Annotated in this window: 12 protein-coding genes; 10 read left to right on the plus strand and 2 right to left on the minus strand. The window is 40.2% G+C overall.

What is annotated here, in order from left to right:
* Positions 1–77: 77 nt before the first annotated feature.
* The 6 genes from SCSH_RS06290 to abc-f all read left to right on the plus strand — a co-directional run bounded on the left by SCSH_RS06290 (position 78) and on the right by abc-f (position 7,759).
* The gene (locus tag SCSH_RS06290) at positions 78–779 is read left to right on the plus strand and encodes a M57 family metalloprotease (protein ID WP_057491044.1); all 702 of its coding nucleotides are present in this window, start codon (positions 78–80) and stop codon (positions 777–779) included.
* A 339-nt stretch (positions 780–1,118) separates the two neighbouring features.
* Positions 1,119–2,267: a non-hydrolyzing UDP-N-acetylglucosamine 2-epimerase gene (wecB, locus tag SCSH_RS06295; RefSeq protein WP_057491045.1), complete on the plus strand. Its 1,149-nt coding sequence runs from the start codon at positions 1,119–1,121 to the stop codon at positions 2,265–2,267.
* Between the two features lie 10 nt (positions 2,268–2,277).
* Positions 2,278–3,066 (plus strand): hypothetical protein, encoded by a 789-nt coding sequence (locus SCSH_RS06300; RefSeq protein WP_057491046.1) that lies wholly within the window; start codon positions 2,278–2,280, stop codon positions 3,064–3,066.
* Between the two features lie 145 nt (positions 3,067–3,211).
* On the plus strand, positions 3,212–4,522 hold the full coding sequence (locus tag SCSH_RS06305) for a glycosyltransferase family 2 protein (protein WP_057491047.1): 1,311 nt from the start codon (positions 3,212–3,214) through the stop codon (positions 4,520–4,522).
* 11 nt (positions 4,523–4,533) lie between these two features.
* Positions 4,534–5,649 carry a glycosyl hydrolase family 8 gene (locus tag SCSH_RS06310; protein WP_057491048.1) on the plus strand — a complete coding sequence of 372 codons (1,116 nt, stop codon included), beginning with the start codon at positions 4,534–4,536 and terminating at the stop codon, positions 5,647–5,649.
* A gap of 196 nt (positions 5,650–5,845) precedes the next feature.
* On the plus strand, positions 5,846–7,759 hold the full coding sequence (abc-f, locus tag SCSH_RS06315; RefSeq protein ID WP_057491049.1) for a ribosomal protection-like ABC-F family protein: 1,914 nt from the start codon (positions 5,846–5,848) through the stop codon (positions 7,757–7,759).
* A gap of 209 nt (positions 7,760–7,968) precedes the next feature.
* On the opposite strand, the gene gatD is transcribed toward abc-f, so the two are convergent.
* Both gatD and murT read right to left on the minus strand, forming a co-directional pair.
* Positions 7,969–8,757 (minus strand): lipid II isoglutaminyl synthase subunit GatD, encoded by a 789-nt coding sequence (gatD, locus tag SCSH_RS06320; protein WP_057491050.1) that lies wholly within the window; start codon positions 8,755–8,757, stop codon positions 7,969–7,971.
* Entirely contained in the window at positions 8,757–10,100 is a 1,344-nt protein-coding gene (murT, locus tag SCSH_RS06325) for a lipid II isoglutaminyl synthase subunit MurT (RefSeq protein ID WP_057491051.1), read from the minus strand. The genes gatD and murT overlap by 1 nt, the downstream gene beginning before the upstream one ends.
* A gap of 111 nt (positions 10,101–10,211) precedes the next feature.
* On the opposite strand from murT, the gene cdaA reads away from it, so the two are divergent.
* The 4 genes from cdaA to SCSH_RS06345 all read left to right on the plus strand — a co-directional run bounded on the left by cdaA (position 10,212) and on the right by SCSH_RS06345 (position 16,195).
* Positions 10,212–11,066, plus strand: a complete 855-nt coding sequence (gene cdaA, locus SCSH_RS06330) for a diadenylate cyclase CdaA (RefSeq protein ID WP_057491052.1) — start codon at positions 10,212–10,214, stop codon at positions 11,064–11,066.
* Positions 11,059–12,015, plus strand: a complete 957-nt coding sequence (locus SCSH_RS06335; protein ID WP_057491053.1) for a CdaR family protein — start codon at positions 11,059–11,061, stop codon at positions 12,013–12,015. Before cdaA ends, SCSH_RS06335 begins: the two co-directional genes overlap by 8 nt.
* A gap of 53 nt (positions 12,016–12,068) precedes the next feature.
* Positions 12,069–13,418, plus strand: a complete 1,350-nt coding sequence (gene glmM, locus SCSH_RS06340; protein WP_057491054.1) for a phosphoglucosamine mutase — start codon at positions 12,069–12,071, stop codon at positions 13,416–13,418.
* A gap of 200 nt (positions 13,419–13,618) precedes the next feature.
* The gene (locus SCSH_RS06345; RefSeq protein ID WP_057491055.1) at positions 13,619–16,195 is read left to right on the plus strand and encodes an ATP-dependent Clp protease ATP-binding subunit; all 2,577 of its coding nucleotides are present in this window, start codon (positions 13,619–13,621) and stop codon (positions 16,193–16,195) included.
* Positions 16,196–16,234: the final 39 nt, after the last annotated feature.

The raw sequence follows: 16,234 nt of genomic DNA on the forward strand, positions 1-16,234 counted from the left end.
CTTGCTTTTTATTTTTAGGCTTGCTATACTTAGTTCTAGGTCTTTTCTATTCAATAAAAATGAAGGGACAGTTCTCTATGAAAAGTGTATTTAAGATTTTATTTTTTATTCCTAGATTAATTTTCAGTCTCATCTGGAGTCTTTTTCGAACGGTCATTATCTTAGTGATTATTACTTTGCTCTTTTTCTATTTTACCAGCAGCAGTAAGGCTGATTTTGGAGCAGCAATTTCTGAGCAGATTCATAAAATATCGACGACTTTTTTTAGCAGTGATTTTAATCTGCGAGATACTATGTCTAAGCTGTCAACAGATAATTACGAACATGAACAAGGCAGCCGCTGGGATAAGAATAAGGCTACAATCTACATTGCTTCAAGCGATGAGACTTTTATTAAAGCTTATCGGACAGCAATTGCCAATTGGAATGCAACTGGCAGCTTTACTTTTAATATTGTTTCTAATAAAGCAGGGGCTAATATTATAGCAACAGATTATTCAGACGCTAAAACTCAAGCTGCAGGGCTGGCTGAATCTGAAACCAATGCTGCGACAAATCGTATTAGTCACGTTGATGTCAAACTCAATCGTTATTATCTTTTAAATGAAAATTATGGCTATAGCTTTGATAGGATTGTTCATACAGCAGAGCACGAACTAGGACATGCTATCGGTCTTAACCATGATGACAGTGAAACCTCGGTAATGGCTTCATCAGGTTCTTATTATGGTATTCAGGATACTGATGTTGCAGCTGTTAAAAAACTTTATGCTAAATAATATGAAGTAGTTTAAAAAAACAATATACTTATCATATTAATTTAATCTTATTGTTATCTAAGAAATAATTGTGGTTATTTAATTTAGTTATTTTTCTCATCTATTTATAATAAAATGGCAAACTGTTTTGACCTATCTAAAGTTGATTGTAACAAGGATTTTGAATAATTTACCGCTCTTCTTTGATAAGGGCGTTTTTTAATATAATCATAAAGTAAAGGAAAAAATTTTTAAAAAAATCAAAGGAATTTGTCTTGAAAATGTAATAAAATAGTGATATTATGACAAAGATGTATTATTTTGACATACATTAATTTAAATTTATCATAAAGAGGAAATATGAAAAAAATTAAAGTTATGCTTGTTTTCGGTACAAGACCGGAAGCTATAAAAATGGCTCCTTTAATTAGATCTTTAAAAGAGCAAGCCGCACGATTTGATGCAGTAACGGTTGTAACTGCTCAGCATCGGCAAATGCTTGATCAAGTATTGAAAACATTTCACATTGACCCTGATTATGATTTGAACATTATGAGTAAGCAGCAGACTTTGTCAACAATTACGACTAATGTGATTAACAAACTTGACCAAGTCCTCAAGACTGAAAAGCCTGATGTTATCTTAGTGCACGGCGATACTACGACAACTCTTGCTGCCAGTATTTCTGCTTTTTACAATCAAATCAAAATCGGTCATGTTGAGGCAGGCCTCAGGACTTGGAATAAGTATTCCCCTTTTCCTGAAGAAGTCAACCGTCAGGTAACTGATATTGTTGCAGATCTTTATTTTGCACCAACCAGCCAAAGCAGGGACAATCTTATAAAAGAAAATCATCCTGCTGAACAGATTTTTGTTACCGGCAATACAGCTATTGATGCCTTAACTTTGACTGTTAAGGAAGATTACCACCACAAGGTGCTTGATAATATTGATCCAAACCATCGGATTGTTTTGGTCACTATGCATCGTCGTGAAAATCAAGGCCAGCCAATGCGCAGAGTCTTTAAAACAATAAAAGCAGTCTTGGCTGATTACCCTGATGTTGAGATTGTTTATCCGGTTCATCTGAGTCCTTCGGTGCAGGAAGCTGCTAAGGAAATTTTAGCAGATGTTGAGCGTGTTCACCTAATTGAGCCGCTTGATGTTATTGATTTTCATAATTTAGCTAACAAGAGTTATTTCATTATGTCTGATTCTGGCGGTGTCCAAGAAGAAGCGCCTTCGCTGGGGAAACCTGTCTTGGTTCTTAGGGATACAACTGAGCGTCCTGAAGGTGTAGCTGCCGGAACCTTGAAATTAGTAGGAACTGAAGAAGAATCTGTCAGAACTGCTATGGCAGACTTGCTTGATAATAAAGAAGGTGTGTATGATAAGATGGCTCAGACCAAAAATCCTTACGGTGACGGTCAGGCTTCTGAACGTATCTTAGACGCTATTTCTTATTATTTCAATGATGGCGAGCGGCCAGAAGATTTTGGAAGGGAGTAATGAGCTTAAGATGAGACGATTGCTAAATTTTTCTACCATGCTTTTGCTTCTGGTGCTAGCTGCTGGTTCAAGTCTTTATGTGGCTTTTCAGTACAGTCCTATGATGGCAGGCATTTATGGTTTTCTTATATTTATAGTCTTACTGACTCCTTGGTTTTTAACCGATTTGCTGGTGACTTGGACAGAGCTTTTTTCACTCATTATCGGATCCTTTATTCTGATTGTTGGCATTTCTTATATTCCTTTGGAGGATCGCTTTATTCTGATTGTTGCTCTGCCGATTATTTTAATTATTGCCAATCAGCTGGAAGGCCTAATTTTAGAGAAAAAAGGTGCCATTGCTGTTCAGACTTCCAAGGCTAAGAGCTACTATGAATATTACGCTCGCAAGGCTCAGCATTCTGATGATGTTACGATTCAGACCATGCTGGTCAGCTGGGCTCACGCGGAACAGTTTAAACAAACGCAGCCGACAGAGTACTATGCCAGTATCAAGCGGATTAATCGTGCTATTTTTAGATCAAAGCAAGACAGTGACAGAGTATTCTATTTAAGAAACGGTTTATTTCTTATTGTTCAAACCAGCTCAGATCCTAACTGGCATTCTGAGCTTGAAGAGGAGATAGAAATCAACCTGAGTAATATACGCTTTAATCATGAGAACAGTACACATGAAATTCAATTCCAATATGGTTATCAGATGGTTGATCATGAAAATTGGGAGCGTTATGCTTATTATGAGGACATTATCAAGAGATTGGAACGACTCTTGGAAACTCATATTATTGTAGAATATTAAGTGAGTGGAGATATGAATTTAACGAATATATTTTTTAATATTGGACTTGGCATCAGTCTCTTTTTTGCAGCCTGCTTTGTCATTTTATTCATTAGCTATTTAGTTATTCTTGAACGAGTTAATAAAAACTTTAAGGCGGTAGATGATGATTAGTCAGATTTTAATGATTATTAGTTTAATCTCAATTTGGTCTTCCTTGGCGATGGCCTTGATTATTCTTATGTCGGCGGTTCATTTCTGGTTTAAACACAGTGATTTTGATGTAGATATCAGTCCCTTACCTGAATATCCGATGATAACAGTAGTTGTTCCGGCCCATAATGAAGATGTGGTTATTGCCCAAACAGCAAAAGCGATTCTAGATATGAACTATCCTCATGACAGGATAGAAGTTCTACTTTTTGCTGATAACTGCGAAGACAACACTTATCAGGAAATGCAAAAGGTGAAGGCTCTACCGCAATATGCTGATCGAGATTTAACCTTGATTGACCGTACTGGTACTGGTGGAAAGGCAGGAGTGTTAAATGATGCTCTGAAAATAGCCAAGGGAGATTACATCTGTGTTTATGATGCCGATGCTATGCCAGAGAAAAATGCTCTTTATTTCCTTGTGCAAAAAGTAATGGAAGATCCTGAACGTCATGTTGCAGCCTTTGGACGCAACAAGACACGTAATGCCAATCAAAACTTCCTGACTCGCTGTATCAATCAGGAAATCGTTGTAACGCAGCGGATCCAGCATGTTGGCATGTGGCACTTGGGTAAGATTGGCCGGATTCCCGGAACGAATTTTATCATTAATACAGAATTTGTTAAGAGCATCGGTGGCTGGCGAAATGGTGCGCTGACAGAGGATACGGATATTTCCTTTAAAATCATGCAGAGTGGTAAATTAATTGCTTTGGCTCACAATTCAGAAGCCTTCCAGCAAGAACCTGAAACGCTGAAATCTTATTACTTGCAAAGAAAGCGTTGGGCTAAGGGAAATTATGAAGTGGTTATTGCCAATTTCAAACATCTTTTTGGCCGTGGCAATTGGCGCGTTAAGTGGGAAGTTTTCTATTATACATGTACTTTCTTTTGGTTTAATGCAGCGATTGTTTTGTCAGATATTCTCTTCTTTTCTAATCTGATAGCCTTAATTATCGGCTTATTCAAACCAGGAGTGCAGCTTCCTTTCGCCTTTGATACCAACAATGTCTACATGGCTCAACTTTTGCTCTTTAACTGGTTCTTGATGATTTTGCTTTATCTCTTGCAGATTTCTATTTCACAAGCAACTCAGCACGGTCAGGCTACAGTTAGGCAGATTTGGATTGCGCTGTTGTCTTACTTTACTTATACGCAGCTCTTCATTATAGTATCTATCTCATCTATTAGTTCTGTTATTATGGATAAAATCTTACGCCGTGATGGAACGAAGTGGGTTAAAACAAAACGATTTGCAGGCTAAAGGAGAAAGACGTGAAGAAAAAGACATTAAAATATATTTGGTTTGTGCTCTTTCTTGTATTACTGACCGCAGGATTTTACATCATTCGTATTAAAAGTACAGATGATATGCGGCAAAATATCTACAAGCAATGGTCTAAATACTATGTTGTAACTCATGGTAAGAGTGCCTATGTCAAGACGGCGGCAAGTAAAAAAGGAACCACAGCTCTTTCTGAAGGACAAGGTTACGGATTGTACATTGCTATTGAGGCGGCTAAAAGGGGTGCTGACAGCAAGTCAGAATTCAACAAACTCTATCAATATTATCTAGATCACCGTACTGCGGGTACTCAGCTGATGTCTTGGAAACAAATTATTAAGGCAGATGGTTCTATTGAAGACATGCCTAACAGTGCTACTGACGGGGATCTCTATATTGCTTATGCTTTAATTAAAGCAGCAGAGCTCTGGCCTGACAAGGCTGAGGCTTACAAAAAACAGGCTAGACTTCTGCTAAACGATATTTTGGCTTATAATTATAATTCAGAAACCAAGTCCTTAACCGTTGGAAACTGGGCTACTGAAGGAACTGATTATTATGATCTGGTTAGAACGTCAGATGTTCTGCCAGAACAGTTTGATGTTTTCTATAATTTTAGTAAAAACAATACTTGGAAAGTTATCAAGTCTTCAATGTTGGATAGCTTAGAAAAAATGAGCAGACAGCATAAGGCTGGTCTTTTTCCAGACTTTATGTGGGTTCGTAAGTCTGGTCAGGTTAAGGCAATCAAGGCGAATTTAATTGCCAGCAAGTATGATGGTGATTACTATTACAATGCCTGTCGCATGCCTTATAACTTAGCCAGAAGTAAGGATAAGCAAAGTCAGAAGATGCTCAGAAAGATGATGAATTTCTTTATGAAGCAAAAAACTATTTATGCAGGCTATAAGCTAAACGGTAAGCATTTGGATGCTCATCAGTCTGCCAGCTTTGAGGCACCTATTTTTTATGCGGCTAAAAAGATAGACCATAATCATAAATATGAGCGCCTGCATCAGCAGGAAAAGAAAGTTTTTGTTAATGGTCTGTCCTCAACCAATTACTATGACTCTGCTTTGACAACTATGGCTGCTTTAGGAGACTGATAAACTTCTTTGCTAGGGGGGCTCCAAGAGTCTGTATTAGCCTTTACAGGCTTAAAAGAGCACTATTTAGAGTAATAAAAGAATAATAAAAAAGAGCGGTTTTGCTTGAACTCTAGCAGTTATGCTGGGTGCTTGGACCGTTCTTTTTTTCATATTTCGGCTAGCCTAGCTGAGGGAGATTTGATAGAATAGACATATGATTATTTTACAAGGAAACAAAATTGAGCGCTCTTTTGCTGGTGAAGTGCTCTTTGATAATATTACTATTCAGGTGGATGAGCGTGACCGCATTGCCCTTGTCGGCCGTAACGGTGCAGGAAAATCAACTCTTTTAAAAATACTGGTGGGAGAAGAAAGCGCCAGCTCAGGAAGCATTGACAAAAAACGCGACCTGTCCCTGTCTTATTTGGCGCAAGACAGTCGTTTTGAGTCTGACAACACTGTTTTTGAAGAAATGCTCCATGTTTTTGATGATCTGCGTCAAGACGAAGAACGCCTGCGTCAGCTGGAAATGAAAATGGGCGAGCTGACAGGTTCTGAATTGGATGATCTCATGCAGACTTATGATAAGCTGTCTGAAGATTTTAGAATAAGAGGCGGTTTTACTTATGAGAGTGATATCCGTGCGATTTTAAATGGTTTTCAATTTGATGAGTCTATGTGGCAAATGAAAATATCAGACTTGTCTGGCGGACAGAATACGCGTTTAGCCTTGGCCAAGATGCTTTTAGAGAAACCTGAACTCTTGGTGCTTGATGAGCCGACCAACCATTTGGATATTGAAACCATTGCCTGGCTGGAAAACTATCTGACGCATTATCAAGGAGCTTTGATTATTGTTAGTCACGACCGTTATTTTCTGGATAAGGTTGCAACTGTAACTCTTGATTTGACTAAGCATTCATTGGATCGGTATGTTGGCAATTATTCTAGTTTTGTCGAGCAAAAGGCTCAAAAACTCCTAGCTGAGGAAAAACTATTTGAGAAGCAGCAAAAGGAGATTGCTAAACTAGAAGATTTTGTTCAGCGCAATATTGTTCGCGCATCAACGACCAAACGTGCGCAGTCGCGGCGTAAGCAGCTGGAAAAAATGGAACGCTTGGAAAAACCCGATAACAATGCTAAAAAGGCTCAGATGACCTTTAAATCAAGCAAACCTTCCGGCAGAGAAGTCCTAAAAGTTACCGATGCAGCAATTGGTTACGATGGCGATATTTTGTCTAGTCCGATTAATATGGAGGTTAATAAGTATGACGCCATAGCCATTGTCGGTCCTAATGGAATTGGAAAGACAACCTTAATAAAATCCATTATTGGACTTATTCCCTTTATTAAAGGCGAACTCAAATACGGTGCCAATGTGGAAATGGGCTACTATGATCAGACTCAGTCCGATTTGACAGCCCGCAATACTGTTTTAGAAGAACTGTGGTCAGCTTTTTCGACTAGACCAGAAGTGGAAATTAGGAATCGTTTGGGTGCCTTTCTTTTTTCTGGTGATGATGTACAAAAAACAGTTGCCATGCTGTCAGGCGGAGAGAAGGCTCGTTTGCTGCTAGCAAAGCTGTCCATGGAGAATAATAACTTTTTAGTACTGGATGAACCGACCAACCATCTGGACATTGACAGCAAGGAAGTTCTTGAAAATGCCCTGATTGATTTTGACGGAACTTTGATTTTTGTCAGTCATGACCGCTATTTTATCAACCGTGTAGCAACAAAAGTCTTGGAGATTTCAGAGAAAGGCTCTAAACTGTATTTGGGTGATTATGATTATTATCTTGAGAAAAGGGCAGAACAAGAAGGGCTTAAAAGCAAGTCTGCTGTATTGGTGCCTGCTGATGTTTTAGCAAATGCAGCTCAGGATTATCACAGTCAAAAGGCCAGCCAAAAAGAATTGAGAAAACTGAACCGCCGGCTTGAAGAAGTTGAAGGAACTTTAGAGCAGCTTGAGCAGCAGCAAAATACGATAACAAAGCAAATGGCTGCAACCAACGATGCCAGTCAGCTTATGGATCTGCAAAAAGAAGTTGATCATTTGAGTGCTCAGCAGGAAGAACTTTTAGAAGAATGGACCCTTTTATCTGAGAAGGCAGAAGCTTATCAATAAATCTTTGCTTGTCTAACAGTGACTAAACAAAGATACTGTTTACAGAATTAAGCTATGGGCCTGTTAGTTTATCCCATTTAAAGCCTGACTGTACCTTGATTTAGCTGATAATAAAACAATTAAAGAGGGCAACAACTGAACTGACTCCCACAAAGTTAGACGAAACATCTAACGATTGGGGTACAGATCAGCTGTTGACCTCTGTTTTTTTATTTTTCAAATTCTGCCTTACTTTTGATGTCGCCGTATTCTTCAGCAACTTCAAGGCTGAGAATATCTTGGTAACTTGGCAGGCTAATATCTTGGCCATACTTATTTTTTAGAGCAGTAGTGACTAAGCGATAGGCAAGATTGGCATTGCGCGAAAGAATTGGACCGTGGAAATAAGAACCAAAAATGTTCTTATAATGGACTCCTTCGGTAGCATCTTCCTTATTATTGCCATTACCGTAAATGACGGTTCCTAAGGGCTTTTCATCTTCGGCTAAAAAGGTACGCCCTTGATGATTTTCAAAGCCATAGTATGTTTCATTGAATTCATCATTATGGATTTTAATATCGCCAATATAGCGATTATTGTTCTGATTGAGGGTGTAATGTCCCATCACGCCGATACCGTCAATCTTTTTTCCATCAGCCTGAATATAGTACTGTCCTAAAAGCTGAAAGCCGCCACAAATGGCCAGACCAACACCTCCTGACTCAATAAATCGGGCAATGCTGGCTTTTTTACCGGGCAGATCCTTAGCAACAATAGACTGTTCATAGTCCTGACCGCCGCCAAAAAACATTATATCATAAGCTTTTTCATCAAAAGCATCTCCCATAGATACAATATCAATGGTCATGTGGGCAGCCAATTTTTCGCCGACATATTTGAGCATCAAAATATTGCCATTGTCGCCGTAGGTGTTGAGCAGATTGCCATAGAGATGAGCAACTCTGAGCTGATATTGATAATCCGGTCTGTCAGGGGACTGCAAAGATGTATAAACCACTAGTTCATCTCCTTTCCGACAGCATGTCTGCTTGCTAACAGACTGCGAAATTCAAGCATAGCCGTATAGGTGGCTAGAATATAGGCGTGTTCTGTTTCTTGATTTTCGATCATGGTCAGAATATCTTCTAATTTTTCAGCCTGGTGAATTCTTTTTTCATCGTATCCTGTGACTCGCAGCCGTCTGGCAATTTCTGAATGGCGGATACCACCTGTGAAAATTTCAGGAATATCCATGTCCAAGATACTTTCAAAATTCGCATCCCAAATCCAACTGGTATCAATACCGTCAGCATAATTGGCATTGAGCAGCACAGACAAGGTGAAGGGATAAGGAGCCAATTTAATCATATCAAGTGCCTGACTGGCTCCGACAGGGTTTTTAATAAGAACCAAGGTACAGGATTTATTGCCGATTTTAAAGGTTTCCTGACGGCCAAAAACTGCCCGGCTTTTATCAAAGCCAGCCTTGATTTTTTCAGGTTCAACACCAAAAAATTCAGCAGTAGCAACGGCAGCCAGGGCATTGTAAATGTTATACAATCCGCCAACATTAATCTTGTAACTGTGGTTGTCAATGATAAATTCAGAAGCTGTATTGGTGATTTTGGTCAAATCAGTCAGTTTATAGTCTAGCTTAGGACGGCAAAAACCGCAATTTTCACAAATATAATCACCGAGGTTGGCATAGGTGTTGAGCTTGTATTTAAGAATATTTTGGCAATTGGGGCAGAGAATACCTTCAGTATTGTAGTGCGCAAGCTTAGCATCATGCCTTTCAGTATCAAAGCCGTAATAACGCATAGGATTGACTGTTTTGACAGAGTGAAAGAGCGGGCTGTCGCCATTAGCCAAAATAGTTGCCTGTGGAGCCTTGGCTGCGCCATCTAAAATCATTTGATAAGTTGTGTAGATTTCGCCGTAGCGGTCCATTTGGTCACGAAAGATATTAGTGAAAACAAAAAGACTAGGCTTTAGGTATTCTGTGATTCTAGGAAGGCTGGCTTCGTCAATTTCTAAAACAGCTATCTTTTTACCATTCTTGTTTTTCTTAGCAGTTAAAAAGGCAGCTGTAATCCCTGTGATCATATTTGCACCGCTGGGATTGGTCAGCACTTGTCCGAATGCTTCTTTCAAAATACCGACTGTCAAAGCAGTTGTCAGAGTTTTTCCATTAGTACCTGTGACAACGACGATTTCGTAATCTTTAGCCAGTGTATTTAAAATGTCTTTATCGCATTTAAGAGCAATTTTCCCGGGAAGAGTTGACCCGCGACCCAATTTGCTAAGAGCAAAATGGGCTGTCTTACCGGCTATAATGCTTAATTGTGTTTTAAGAGTCATAAGACCATTTTATCATAAAAAAAGCGTTTGAGATACAAGAAAAATCATCTGAAAAGTGATATAATGATAAAGCATGTATTTAGCCAGTTTTTACTAAAAAGAGAGAATTGTATGAGTAGTATATTTGAAGTTAATGCTAATTTTTGGGTTAGTCTGTTTGATAGCCCGCTGAAAATTTTGATTCATACTCTTGATATTGCCATTGTATCTTGGTTGATTTATAAATTTATCAAGGCTCTGGCTGGTACTAAGGTCATGGCCTTGGTTCAAGGGGTCGTTTTGTTTGTCCTTTTTAAGTTTGTGGCAGAATTTCTAGGATTTACCACGATTGCTTTCTTGATGAATCAGGTGATTACTTACGGGGTTATCGCGGGTGTTGTTATCTTTGCTCCTGAAATTCGTTCGGGTTTGGAGCGTTTCGGACGGACGCCCCAGTCTCTCATTCAAAGACAGCAGCTCAGCAACGAGGAAATGCTGGTCAATGCTTTTGTGAAAGCAGTAGCTTATATGAGTCCGCGTAAGATAGGAGCCTTGATAGCTGTTGAAGAGACACAGACCCTGCAGGAATATATCGCTACCGGGATTCCCTTGGATGCAGATATTTCTGGGGAGCTGCTGATTAATATCTTTATTCCCAATACACCTTTGCATGATGGAGCTGTTATTATTGAGGGCAATAAGATTGCAGCTTCCTGTGCTTACCTGCCTCTTTCAGAATCTAGTCACATTTCCAAAGAATTTGGTACGCGGCACCGGGCAGCTATTGGACTTTCTGAAAATTCGGATGCCTTTACCATTGTTGTTTCTGAGGAGACAGGAGCCATCTCCATTGCTTATAAGGGAGACTTTGTTCACGACTTATCTATGGAGGGCTTTGAGGTGCTTTTGAGGGATCACTTTATCAAAGAAGAACCCAAGAAAAAGAATTGGCTGAAACAATTCTTTGGAGGTCACCATCATGTTTAAACGAATTTTCGCCAAGCGTTTCTGGCTGGCTCTTGCTTCAATCTTCTTTGCACTTTTGCTGTTTTTAACGGCAAATTCTGTTAACTATAGTTCCAGAAATCAAACAAGTGGTCTCTTACAGACCTACAGTCATACCTTAGAAAATGTTCCCATAGATATCAAGTATGATAGCAATAAATATTTTATCAGCGGTTATTCTTATGACACAGAAGTTTACCTGACATCCACCAACCGTGTCAAATTGGATTCCGAGATTAACAATGATACTAGGCATTTTAAGGTAGTTGCTGACTTATCAAATGCTAGAGAAGGGACTAACAGGGTACCATTGGAAGTGAAAGACCTTCCCAGCGGTGTTAGTGCAGAGTCCTCGCCGACTACAATAACAGTCAATGTTGGTAAGAAAAAGACCAAGACCTTTAGAGTTGAAGGAAAGATTAGTGCCAATCAGATTGCAGATGGCTACAAGCTGGCAAAAGTCTCAACTGGAGTATCTGAAGTAGAAGTGACCAGTGATGAAGCAACTATCAATCAAATTGACCATGTAGCGGCAATTTTGCCGGAGGAACAAATTCTGTCTAAGGATTACAGCAGTATGGTGACTCTTCAGGCGGTTTCTGAGAGTGGCAAAATTTTGCCAAGTATCATCAATCCAACCAAGACAGATTTAGATGTTGATGTCGAAGAACTTTCCAAAACAGTTCCAATTATTGTTGAATTGACTGGCCAGCTAAACAGCAATCTATCGGATATTCGCTATGAGCTGCAGCCTAAAGAGGCTCTTGTTTATGGCAAGCAGGCGGATCTTGATCGGACTGCTTATGTGAGAGTTAAAGTCAATATTTCTGACATTACTAAAGATACGACCAAAACAGTCAACCTATCAGCTGGTAAATTAAGGGTCAGTCCTGATAAGGTTGCCGTTAAGTTGACAGTTAAGAAAAAATAATATTATAATGACATTAGAATTAAAGGGAGGAAGATGCCTAGCATCAAATTGTTATGGGAAAATATTTTGGTACCGACGGTGTACGCGGTGAAGCAAATGTTGAATTGACGCCAGAGTTGGCTTTCAAACTTGGCCGTTTTGGAGGCTATGTGCTCAGCCAGCATGAAAAAGAAAATCCAAAAGTCTTTGTGGCGCGTGATACACGTATTTCAGGACAAATGCTTGAGAGTGCTTTAGTTGCTGGACTTTTGTCAGCAGGTATTGAAGTCTATCAGCTGGGGGTTCTGGCAACACCAGGAGTTTCTTACTTGGTCCGTACGGAAAAAGCCAGTGCTGGTGTTATGATTTCGGCTAGCCACAATCCGGCCTTGGACAATGGTATTAAATTCTTTGGCAGTGATGGTTTTAAACTGGATGATGACCGCGAACTGGAAATCGAAGAGCTTTTAGATGCTGAAGATGACCTTCTTCCGCGGCCCAGTGCTGCAGGTCTAGGAAGGCTTATTGACTATCCTGAAGGTGTTCGTAAGTATGAGAAATTCCTCGTTTCTACTGGTCTGGATTTGGAAGGAATGAAGGTTGCTATTGATGCGGCTAACGGTGCAGCTTTCTCGTCTGCCCGCCAAGTATTCCTTGATTTGAATGCTGACATTACAGTCATTGGGGATGAACCTGATGGTCTTAATATCAATGATGGTGTAGGTTCAACTCATCCTGAACGCCTGCAGGAATTGGTTAGAAAATCTGATGCTGTAGTTGGTCTTGCCTTTGATGGCGACAGCGACCGCTTGATTGCTGTTGATGAAAATGGTGAGATTGTTGATGGCGATAAGATTATGTATATTATCGGTAAATACCTTTCGGAAAAAGGGAAACTGGCTAAGAATACTATCGTGACAACGGTGATGTCAAACATCGGTTTTCACAAGGCGCTCGATCGTGAAAATATCAACGAGGAAATTACTGCAGTCGGTGACCGCTATGTCGTTGAAGAAATGCGCCGTTCCGGTTATAATCTGGGCGGAGAGCAGTCTGGTCATGTGATTATTATGGACTATAATACTACGGGTGACGGCCAGTTAACAGCTATTCAGCTGACCAAGATCATGAAAGAAAGTGGAAAATCACTGTCCGAATTAGCCAGCGAAGTGACCATTTATCCTCAAAAACTGGTTAATATTCGTGTGGAAAATGATATGAAAGATAAGGCCATGGATGTGCCTTTGATTGCAGATGTGATTGAAAAGATGGAAACAGAAATGGCCGGTAACGGCCGCATTCTAGTCCGTCCGAGTGGAACAGAGCCGCTTTTGCGTATCATGGCAGAAGCACCTACTCTTGAAGAGGTTGACTATTACGTCGATACGATTGCCAAGGTCGTTGAAGCAGAAATCGGTATTTAAAACAAGGTTTAACACCATTTCTGCTACTGTTTGCTGCAATGATCATCATAAATAATAGGAGTCAGAAATCCCTCGATGTTCTGCTCCTTTTTGTTTACAGGCGATTTGCCACAGCTGCAAACAATGTCAGAAAAAATAATTTGTGTTATACTAAACGTAGATTTGAATGTAAGCGTTTAAAAATAAGAAGGGGTGATTTTATGGCAGATAGGATGACTCAATTGGTTGAAGAGTCTCTACTTGAGGCCAAGGAACTTGCTGTTTCTCATCGCAATTACCAAGTGGATATTCCTCACTTATGGTCAGCTTTAGTACAGCCTAAACAGTTTGCTTTTCAGTTTTATGAATCTGTAGGCATAAAAGGCAGTCAGCTGCTTAAAGTGATTGATCAGGAAGTTGCCAAAATCCCTGCTTTTTCAACTACCGAAAAAGGCAGTTATGCCCGCCTCTACAGCCAGCGCTTGAAAAAACTTTTGGATGATGCACAGGAAGAAATGATGGATTTAGGCGATCAAGTTTTGACGGCAGAACATCTCATTCTGGCGCTTTTTAATCAAGAACGCAATCCGATTACTGTTTTTCTGCTGAAACAGGGACTAACTAAGACTCTGCTTTATCAAAAGATGAATAAAATGCGTAAAGGAAAACCAGCAGTTTCTTCCAGTCAAGAGGCTGTTTATGATGCTTTAGAGAAATATGCAACTAATCTTAATCAGCGCATTCTGGATGGCCATGCCAATAAAATTATCGGCCGGCAGGATGAAATGAATGATATCATTCGAATCTTGTCGCGAAAAACTAAAAACAATGCTGTTTTAGTAGGTTATCCAGGTGTTGGTAAAACGGCTGTTATGGAAGGTTTTGTTCAGCGTCTGGTCAAAAATCAGGTGCCTAAAAATTTGCAAGGTAAGGTTATTTACAGTCTTGATATGGGAGCCTTGCTGGCAGGAACCAAATACCGAGGTGAGTTTGAGGAGCGCTTTAAGGCTCTCTTGAATGATATTATAGCTTCAAAGGGAAAAATTATTCTTTTTGTTGATGAAATCCACTCCATTGTCAGTGCCGGCAGGACTGAAGGGTCAGTTGATGCAGCCAGCATTTTAAAGCCACTTCTGGCTCGAGGTGATATTCAAATTTTGGGTTCGACAACCCATGCAGAATATCGAGAAAGCATTGAGTACGATAAGGCCTTGGAAAGACGTTTTCAAAGGATTTTGATTCATGAACCAGATGTAAATCAGGCTATGGAGATTTTAAAGGGTCTGCAGCCGATTTATGAAAATTTTCACGGGGTCAGGCTTACAGAAGATACACTCGAAGCAGCGGTGTCACTGTCCAAACGTTATATTTCCGATCGTTTTTTGCCGGATAAGGCCTTAGACTTGATTGATGAGGCCTGTGCAGTCAAACAAATTGCTGCTCGGTCCTATCCTAAACAGATCAAGGATTTGTCCATTCAGATTGTCTCTCAGAAAATTGACTTGCTGCGCTTGGCTGACGCTAAAGAAGCCGACCAGCTGACCGAGCGCTTAGCGAAATTGGAAGAGCAGAAAAATGCTCTGTTAGCACGGTGGCAAAACGAGCGTCAGCTTTTGGATGAGGAGCAGGAAATTCAGCAGCAGCTGACAGTTTTGGAGGAAGAGGCCAACCATGCTTTAGAGGATGAAAAGATTTCTAAATATGTCCAACTAAAAGATGAGAAAATGGCAGAGCAATACCAAGCTCTCAAGGTTTTAGAAGAGGAGCGGCTGTCTCAAACATCAATGATTGATGTTTTAGTCACCAGAGAGGATATTGCAGCTATTGTTGAGCGTTTGACCGGTATAAAGGTCCAAGGTGTCATGGAAAACGAACGTGATCGTTTGCTCCATTTGGAAGACTTGCTGCATGAGAAGATCATTGGGCAAAATCAGGCTGTTCAAAAGGTATCACAAGCCATTATTCGTTCTCGCGCCGGCATTCAAAATCCTAAACGGCCGATTGGTTCTTTCCTTTTCTTGGGTCCAACAGGTGTCGGCAAGACTGCCCTAGCTAAACGCTTGGCAGATGTGCTCTTTGGCAGTGAACTTGAGATGGTGCGTTTGGACATGTCTGAATATATGGAAAAGCATGCTGTTGCTCGTTTGGTGGGTCCGCCTCCAGGTTATGTGGGCTATGAAGAAGGTGGCCAGCTGACAGAAGCAGTCCGCCAGCGCCTGTACTCTATTGTGCTTCTTGATGAGATTGAAAAAGCCCATCCGGATGTTTTTAACACGCTTTTGCAGGTTCTCGATGAAGGCCGGCTGACGGATTCTAAGGGGCGGACTATTGACTTTAAAAATACCATTTTAATTATGACCAGCAACATCGGCTCATCCAAGATTTTGCAGAGTCTGCATGACCATGGCTGTCTGACCGATGAGGCTCGCCAAGAGGTGTTAGAGGAACTGAATCACAGTTTTAAGCCTGAATTTCTCAATCGGATCGATGAGACGGTTCTTTTTAATGCTCTTTCTGAAAGTGATGTGATAGGGGTGGTTAAGGTCATGGTGGCTGATTTGCAGAAACGTCTGCTGGTTCAAAACGTTCATCTTGAGCTGACTGAGCCTGTCTATGCATTTTTAGCACAGAAGGGGTTCGATATAGCTTTTGGTGCCCGTCCTATACAGAGGACTATTATGCAGGAATTGGAAAATCCGCTTGCTCTCTATATCATTCAGCATCAAACAGACTCTAAACAGACTCTTCTTGTTAAGGTTGCGCTTAGGGATAATAAGCTTGCTTTTACTTTCTCATAATTTTCTTATTTTTCACTAACTATTCAAATTTCAAAAAAT

Origin of the sequence: Streptococcus orisasini, assembly GCF_001431045.1 — a bacterium.
Taxonomy (GTDB): domain Bacteria; phylum Bacillota; class Bacilli; order Lactobacillales; family Streptococcaceae; genus Streptococcus; species Streptococcus orisasini.

Coding starts and splice junctions, on each gene's coding strand:
- SCSH_RS06300 (WP_057491046.1), top strand. CDS start 2,278: ATGAGACGATTGCTAAATTTTTCTACCATGCTTTTGCTTCTGGTGCTA.
- SCSH_RS06335 (WP_057491053.1), top strand. CDS start 11,059: ATGTTTAAACGAATTTTCGCCAAGCGTTTCTGGCTGGCTCTTGCTTCA.
- murT (WP_057491051.1), bottom strand. CDS start 10,100: ATGACTCTTAAAACACAATTAAGCATTATAGCCGGTAAGACAGCCCAT.
- cdaA (WP_057491052.1), top strand. CDS start 10,212: ATGAGTAGTATATTTGAAGTTAATGCTAATTTTTGGGTTAGTCTGTTT.
- SCSH_RS06290 (WP_057491044.1), top strand. CDS start 78: ATGAAAAGTGTATTTAAGATTTTATTTTTTATTCCTAGATTAATTTTC.
- abc-f (WP_057491049.1), top strand. CDS start 5,846: ATGATTATTTTACAAGGAAACAAAATTGAGCGCTCTTTTGCTGGTGAA.
- wecB (WP_057491045.1), top strand. CDS start 1,119: ATGAAAAAAATTAAAGTTATGCTTGTTTTCGGTACAAGACCGGAAGCT.
- glmM (WP_057491054.1), top strand. CDS start 12,069: ATGGGAAAATATTTTGGTACCGACGGTGTACGCGGTGAAGCAAATGTT.
- SCSH_RS06305 (WP_057491047.1), top strand. CDS start 3,212: ATGATTAGTCAGATTTTAATGATTATTAGTTTAATCTCAATTTGGTCT.
- SCSH_RS06345 (WP_057491055.1), top strand. CDS start 13,619: ATGGCAGATAGGATGACTCAATTGGTTGAAGAGTCTCTACTTGAGGCC.